Annotated in this window: 5 protein-coding genes and 1 CRISPR repeat array; of the genes, 1 reads left to right on the top strand and 4 read right to left on the bottom strand. The window is 34.9% G+C overall.

Annotated features, from left to right (window positions below; genetic code table 11):
* Nucleotides 1-102 precede the first annotated feature (102 nt).
* Nucleotides 103-2,609: a CRISPR direct-repeat array (repeat unit 29 nt; unit sequence CTTTTATCTGAACGTAGTGGGATATAAAT).
* A gap of 340 nt (nucleotides 2,610-2,949) precedes the next feature.
* Both ACTNDN_RS19545 and pxpB read right to left on the bottom strand, forming a co-directional pair.
* Entirely contained in the window at nucleotides 2,950-3,954 is a 1,005-nt protein-coding gene (locus ACTNDN_RS19545) for a biotin-dependent carboxyltransferase family protein (RefSeq protein WP_441131899.1), read from the bottom strand.
* A complete protein-coding gene (gene pxpB / locus ACTNDN_RS19540; protein ID WP_251628478.1) occupies nucleotides 3,951-4,694 on the bottom strand; it encodes a 5-oxoprolinase subunit PxpB in 744 nt (247 codons plus the stop codon). Before pxpB ends, ACTNDN_RS19545 begins: the two co-directional genes overlap by 4 nt.
* Before the next feature lie 226 nt (nucleotides 4,695-4,920).
* Between pxpB and ACTNDN_RS19535 the strand changes: the two genes are divergently transcribed.
* Nucleotides 4,921-5,409 carry a GNAT family N-acetyltransferase gene (locus tag ACTNDN_RS19535; protein ID WP_441131897.1) on the top strand — a complete coding sequence of 163 codons (489 nt, stop codon included), beginning with the start codon at nucleotides 4,921-4,923 and terminating at the stop codon, nucleotides 5,407-5,409.
* Nucleotides 5,410-5,472: 63 nt separating this feature from the next.
* Here the strand turns inward: ACTNDN_RS19535 and ACTNDN_RS19530 are convergent, their stop codons facing one another.
* Nucleotides 5,473-6,321 (bottom strand): sugar phosphate isomerase/epimerase family protein, encoded by an 849-nt coding sequence (locus tag ACTNDN_RS19530; protein ID WP_441131895.1) that lies wholly within the window; start codon nucleotides 6,319-6,321, stop codon nucleotides 5,473-5,475.
* Nucleotides 6,322-6,353: 32 nt separating this feature from the next.
* Entirely contained in the window at nucleotides 6,354-7,391 is a 1,038-nt protein-coding gene (locus tag ACTNDN_RS19525; protein WP_441131893.1) for a Gfo/Idh/MocA family protein, read from the bottom strand.
* Nucleotides 7,392-7,665 lie beyond the last annotated feature (274 nt).

Genomic DNA, 7,665 nt, shown 5'->3' with positions numbered 1-7,665 from the left:
TAAATTCTGTTAGGAATCGTGTCGAAAAATATTTTTTTGACACCCCAACAACGGCTCAAACCGTTGATAAATCAATATTTATAGAGGGAGGAATGAAATTGACTTTTATCTGAACGTAGTGGGATATAAATGTAGTGGCGATTGTGGCTGCTCTTGCAGGTTTGGCACTTTTATCTGAACGTAGTGGGATATAAATCAGAAGATGGACTGATGAGCAAAGAAGATAAAACAACTTTTATCTGAACGTAGTGGGATATAAATGATTATATGTTTTATATAAGGTCTTCTGATTGGGCGTCTTTTATCTGAACGTAGTGGGATATAAATAGTATTAGGATTGACTACAGGAAGTGAAGAAAGTCGCTTTTATCTGAACGTAGTGGGATATAAATTGTTTACAAGCTAAATTATTAGCGTAGTCCATAGATCTTTTATCTGAACGTAGTGGGATATAAATTTTGTAGAATATGGTACGAATAGAAAGATACGATTCTTTTATCTGAACGTAGTGGGATATAAATTGAGAAGAATTTCTAAAGAAATCAATCTAAAGACCCTTTTATCTGAACGTAGTGGGATATAAATGGTGAAGCAAATGTTTTATCAGGCTGCTAACTAAATACTTTTATCTGAACGTAGTGGGATATAAATCTTGGATCGGAGAAACTACTCCATCTGAAAAGAAACTTTTATCTGAACGTAGTGGGATATAAATTCGGCACCGGAACAAATCCACCATTTCGATTAGGTGCTTTTATCTGAACGTAGTGGGATATAAATAGGTATTGAAGGATATACAAATATGGAAAAAGACGAACCTTTTATCTGAACGTAGTGGGATATAAATTTAGATATAGAAAGAATCACCTTATTAGCCAAAAATTCCTTTTATCTGAACGTAGTGGGATATAAATTAAGAGAATCCTTCAATGCATATCACATCACCAAACGCCTTTTATCTGAACGTAGTGGGATATAAATCTTTTACTAAGAATTTATCTTTTTTGCAAACAGTTCACTTTTATCTGAACGTAGTGGGATATAAATCTGATAAATTTATCATGAGCAAGTACTTTGGGTTTATCTCTTTTATCTGAACGTAGTGGGATATAAATTTGGAGGAGGTGATTCAATGAAGGTGAAAAATAACTCTTTTATCTGAACGTAGTGGGATATAAATTTTGCTGACGTGTAAATCGACTACTTGGCTGTCATCCTTTTATCTGAACGTAGTGGGATATAAATTTTTGTGAAACTAGCCATTAATTTTCACCTCCCTAGGCTTTTATCTGAACGTAGTGGGATATAAATATAGTATTTATCCGGCTCATAATCAAGCGTTAATTTCTTTTATCTGAACGTAGTGGGATATAAATTCGAATGATTTGATTAACGATAGACCTGTATTTGATCTTTTATCTGAACGTAGTGGGATATAAATGTACCTTTTATGAAGGTCTTGTGTAGTCTTTAAATCTTTTATCTGAACGTAGTGGGATATAAATGATGATGAAGTGGCAGTTGTACCGCCACCACTGCTTGTCTTTTATCTGAACGTAGTGGGATATAAATTAATAACGGATATGGCTCGAAGTAAGAACCAATTGTCTTTTATCTGAACGTAGTGGGATATAAATACGTGACAGTGCAGCATACAAACACATAATAAAAGCTTTTATCTGAACGTAGTGGGATATAAATAAAACTAAACGTAGTACCCGAGCTATTTTAATTAATCTTTTATCTGAACGTAGTGGGATATAAATTAATGCTGGAGAGCATTTGCTTCATGTATGAGATAGCTTTTATCTGAACGTAGTGGGATATAAATCTATATCCCTGTTGTGTCATGTAATAGCTAAAATCCTTTTATCTGAACGTAGTGGGATATAAATAATATTAAATTAACTGCTCCTGATAATAACTGCTTTCTTTTATCTGAACGTAGTGGGATATAAATCAAAAATATGAGTTTGTAAGCTTAGACGAGCCTACACTTTTATCTGAACGTAGTGGGATATAAATTATGAAAATTGAACGAATCATGAAGAACATTGGTTACTTTTATCTGAACGTAGTGGGATATAAATGCAAGAATCATAGGTAAGGCAATTAGATTTACAGTCTTTTATCTGAACGTAGTGGGATATAAATCTTCTACAGGTTTATTTAGTCCATCTGAAAATACACTTTTATCTGAACGTAGTGGGATATAAATCCCTTTAAATCGATAATATAGAACTCTACATTGTTTTCTTTTATCTGAACGTAGTGGGATATAAATGTAGCAAGACACGAAATGATTGTTGCTTATATGAATCTTTTATCTGAACGTTGTGGGATATAAATGAAAGTAAATAATCATGTTACCATAATTACTATATCCTTTTATCTGAACTTAGTGAGATTTAAATATTAAAACATCTTATTCCATGTTTCAGGACCTACAACTTTTATCTGAACGTAGTGGGATATAAATGTCTCAAGCATTCTGGTTGCCATGGTTCTTCTAAACCTTTTATCTGAACGTAGTGGGATATAAATGTATCATTTGTCAGCAAGGTATACGCAAAAGATAGCCTTTTATCTGAACGTTGTGGGAATTAAAGGCTGCGAATATCCCTTGGATTTCTGCTGTATTGTATCCAATTTCATCTGAAATTTAGGAGATTTAAAGAAGTCAATAGCATAAGGTGTTTCTGATTTCCTTATCGTTTTATCTGAATATAGTAGGGGATAAAGATTTGAAAGCTGTGTGCTGTAGAAATTTCTGTAACGGTTATATCTGAAATCTTTCAAAAGCTCTAGTTCCCCAGTTCGTTCCCTTCTATCTAATATAATAGAAAAAAGTCGATAAATTGATTAGAAATAAATTGATTTATTTCTAATCAATTTTATTATCATTATCAGTTTCGCCATATCCTTACATCATCTACTTGTACAAAATTTTCAATTCATTTTAAGTTTCAAAAACTTTTCTAGTTCCCTAATTCTTTGCTCCCTCTCAATAAACAAAGCTTCTGCTCCCTCTAATGAAATTTCCTGAAAATAAATTTCCTCCCCAATCTTCATCTGCGCTACTAAAGATAAATCCACTGATATTACTTGCGCAATTTTCGGATATCCTCCTGTTGTTTGCCGATCCGCAAGTAAGATGATTGGATGTCCATCTGGCGGGAGTTGGATGGTTCCGACTGTTACGGCTTCTGAAAGCAACTCAAACTTTTCATCTAGCTTTATCTCTGGTCCACTTAATCTATATCCCATCCGATCAGACTGCGGAGTAACAGTAAATTTCCCAGCATAGAAATTTTTCTGACTATTAGTAGAGCACATAGAAAAATGGCTTCCTGTGATAAATCGAATCGTATGTTCATTTGACAATGTAATAAACTTGTTGAAATCTACAAACCACCTTGTTGTAATAAAGGGTTGATCAGTATCTTTCTTTTTGAGTTTATTATATAGATTTAAAGAATAATCGGAGATAGAATTAGTCTCTATTTTATCTCCAGCCTTCAGCGCCCTTCCATGATATCCACCTAACCCAGCACGTAAATAGGTACTTTTACTATTCATCACTTTAGGAATTGCAAAGCCACCAGCAATAGTAAGATAAGCACGACACCCGGATTTTATTTTTCCAAATCTCAAAACGCTTCCCTTTTTCACTAAAACTGGCCGCCATAAAGGAACTTGCTTCCCCTCTATTTCTGGTGACAAATTCCCGCCAGTAATAGCAATAAGGGCATCTTTTTCAAATGTCAATGCTGGTCCTAACAAAGTAATTTCTAAGCCAGCTTCCCCCTCTTTATTCCCAACAATTAAATTAGCAATTCTAAGCGAATAGGTGTCCATTGCCCCACTAACAATCACACCATGCTTCTGGAATCCATTCCTTCCTAAATCTTGGATACTCGAAAGCATACCAGAACTAACAACAGTAATTGTCATATATTCTCCTCCTTCTGCTGAAGGAATTCTCTTTTAGAAATAGGAACAAATTTCACAATATCTCCAGCTTGTAGCAAACTAGGGGGATTTTTTTCTGGTAAAAATAACTCTAATGGTGTTTGTCCAATGAGCTGCCATCCCCCAGGTGTGGCGATTGGATAAACGCCTGTTTGCACTCCCGCAATTCCTACAGATCCTGAGGGAATTAATTGCCTTGGAGTTGAACGTCTTGGTGTAGCTATTTTTTCTGACATCCCGCCTAAGAATGGAAATCCTGGTGCAAAACCAATCATATAAACACAATATTCTCCGCCAGAATGAATATCTATTACTTGCTCTATCGAAAGCTGGTTATGCTTTGCAACTTCCTCTAAATCCGGACCATATTCTCCACCATAACATACAGGAATTTTAGTGACTCGATTATTTGTCGATTTCCCTACTTCAAGTTGTTCGAATACCTCTTTAAGTAGAGATTTCACGATTTGAAAGGGGGACAAATTATCAGACTTTTGTTTAAAAGATTCATAGATTACAAACGGTTGATAATATACTGTCACGTTTGTATAAGCAGGCACACATTCAATCAAACCTGAAAAAGGATGCATCTCTAAATAATTTGCCAGCATCTGCACTTTTTGATGGATGTCTGAATCGATCCTATTCCCAAGTCGAACAATTATCGCAGAATCCCCAAATGGTTCTAAACATACATTATGGTTATGCTTCGATGCATGAATCAGTTAACTCACCGCTTTCTTTTCCTAAACTATATTTTAAATCCTTCTTCTTTTCATATAATCTTAACATGCACCATCAGAAGAATTCTATATTTTCAGATTAATAATCATCTCTTAGAATGGAAACTATTTTTAACTTTTCTAATAAATTTAATTGATTGCTATTGAAAAATAAGCTATTAAAAAACTAAAATAGAAGAAAATACCGGTATAGGGAGAAATAAAAATGCTCATTCGAAATGTCCAACCATCGGATTTACCACCATTATTAGAAATAGAAAATATCGCTTTCACTCCAGCAGAAGCAGCAACAAAAAAAGCCTTTATAAATAGAATGGAAACCATTCCTGATACGTTTATTATTATGGAAGAAAACGGAGTAGTTATAGGGTATGTTAATGGACCCGTTATCTCGAAAGCCTTTATAACCGATGACTTATTCGAAAGAACTGTTCCAAATCCTCCAAAAGGGGGCCATCAAAGCATTTTAGGCATTGTAGTCCATCCCAATTACCAAAGAAAAGGCATCGCTAGTATCTTGCTTAAAAAGTTAGAAAAAATAGCAGCAAAAGGCGAGCGATTAAGCATCACTCTAACTTGTCGCAAAGAGCTGATTCCTTTTTATGAGAAAAATGGTTATCAAAATCAAGGTATTGCCGACTCCCATCATGCTGGCGTTCAATGGTTTAATATGATCAAGCAGTTAAAAAAATAAAAGGGGGACAACATTTATAAACAGTGTCTTCACACTTTATAAATGTTGTCCCCCTTTTTTATATCACTTTATCTCCTCTACTGAATAAACCTGATTTAACACCTTAAGTGTTTTATTCTTAGCTGTTTTCACGACTTCCTCTGCAGTTAATTGATAATATTCTGGTCTAAACAATTCAATAGAAGCATGATCTGAAAAACCTTTTTCTTTTATAATAGAAAGAATGCTAGGCAAATCAATCACTCCATCACCAGGATATAGACGATCCTCATCTAACAAAATCCCCGGGTTAAAATCCTCTACGTCATTAATATGAAATAAGAATACTTTGGAAAAATCCGTATTTCTTAAATCTTCCATTGTGGAATTCATTGCATAAAACTGAAAGGTATCAAATACGATTCCAACATTTTCACGATTTACGGCTGCTACAATTTCATTAGCAAAGCTTAGTGTATTAACGGTTGCATGCGGATGGCCAATAAATTCAAGCGCTAGCTTTACTCCATATGGATTGGCTAAATCGGATAACTCGGTTAATACTTTTACACAGCTTTGTTTAATTTCCCCTCTCTCTATTTTCTTTTCAGAGACCAATGGAACAACCACAATTCTATCGATATTTAACATTTGCGCATACTCTAGCATTTCTTTGTATTCTTCCAACAACGCTTTGTTTTCTTCTTCCGTACGATTATTAAAATAAACTAGCGCATTGAGTGATAATGGCTTTAAATGATGGGTTTGAAAATAATCTACTAAGTCTTGGATAGTGTGTGATTGTAAATATTCCTTCAATTTATCAATCGAACGAATTTCAATATAATCATAGCCATACTTCTCTAATAATTGAAGATCAAGCTCCAGACTTGAGTTCTCTAGAGTAGTACCTTGATTCATTCCTAGTTTCATCCTTTTCCCTCCATTTTGTTTAGAACGAATAGTTAAACATTTGCTGGTCTAAGATTTTTCTTGTAAAAGTCAGGCTGTTCAAGGAAAAAAACATCTTCTTTCTTTCCTGAATTTTGTGCTTTAAGACAAGCCTCAGCAGTGACTTGAGCAATATAGCCATCCCATGCTGTTGGTCCATTTGGCTCACCCGTTTTTCTAATAGCATCTATAAAATCCTGCAATTCTGCATCATAGGCATCCATAAAACGCTCTTTCCAATCCATTAAAATATTGGAGCCAATTCCTCCATTTTTTCGAAAGGTAATGCTAGGCACTTCAGGTAATTTAGCTATCCCTTCTTCCCCTACAACCTCACACTGAATATCATAGCCATACTTGCAATTAACAGAGATTTCTACATTTATTACAATCCCTGATTTAGTTTCCAAAATAACAAATTGAGGATCTCTTAATTCTTCATGTGCGTAACGCGTTTTTTTAGGAAAAATAACTTGTACCGATTTATAGTCATCATTCACTAACCAATGTAAAACATCAATTTCATGAATCAACGTATCTGTAATGGCCATGTCTGTCGAATAAGTGGTGTCTACCTCTGGATTTCTATGGGCACAGTGTAAAAGTAACGGCTCACCTATGAATTTATTATCAATAGCTTCCTTCAATTGTAAGTATCCACTATCATATCTGCGCATAAACCCTACTTGCACTAATCGCTTCCCATGTTTCATTTCAGCTTCAACAATTCGCATACAGCCTTCAATAGTTGTAGCAAGCGGCTTTTCGCAGAAAACATATTTTCCTGCTTCTATTGCTGCAATCACGCTTTCCTCATGTTCCGGTCCCCAGCTCGTCACCAACACTGCATCGACATCTCCCTCTGCAATTAGGGTTTTATCATCAGGATAAATAGCTGCATCTAATCCAAACTGTTCCATCGCAGATTTTGCGGATGCTTCCTCTATATCTGTGACTGCAACTATCTTTCCACCTGAGATATTGTTAGTAATTCTTCTAATATGCTCCTTTCCAATTGCACCTGTACCAATTACCCCAATTCTTAATGTCATAGCAAATCACTCCTCTATTTCTAGCTTCATATAGTGCTTTCATACTTTACACAAAATATAGCTATCTATTATTAGATACCTTTACCCAAGTGACATATTTCTACAAACATCAAACATAGAGAGTCAAATGAATGCCTCTCCAAAACAATCCTATTTTTCACTGGTAAATGAATTCTCGCAACACTCATTCGAACATTTGCCTTTATAACGACTTCGTGCAATTTAGTACTGCCCTGTCAAAACGCTCTAAATGTTTTACACCAAGTATGAAAAC

This window comes from Niallia sp. HCP3S3_B10 (assembly GCF_052064465.1).
GTDB lineage: Bacteria > Bacillota > Bacilli > Bacillales > Cytobacillaceae > Niallia > Niallia hominis.
The sequence above is the reverse complement of the archived record's forward strand: the minus strand, read 5'-3'. Positions and strand labels throughout refer to the sequence as shown.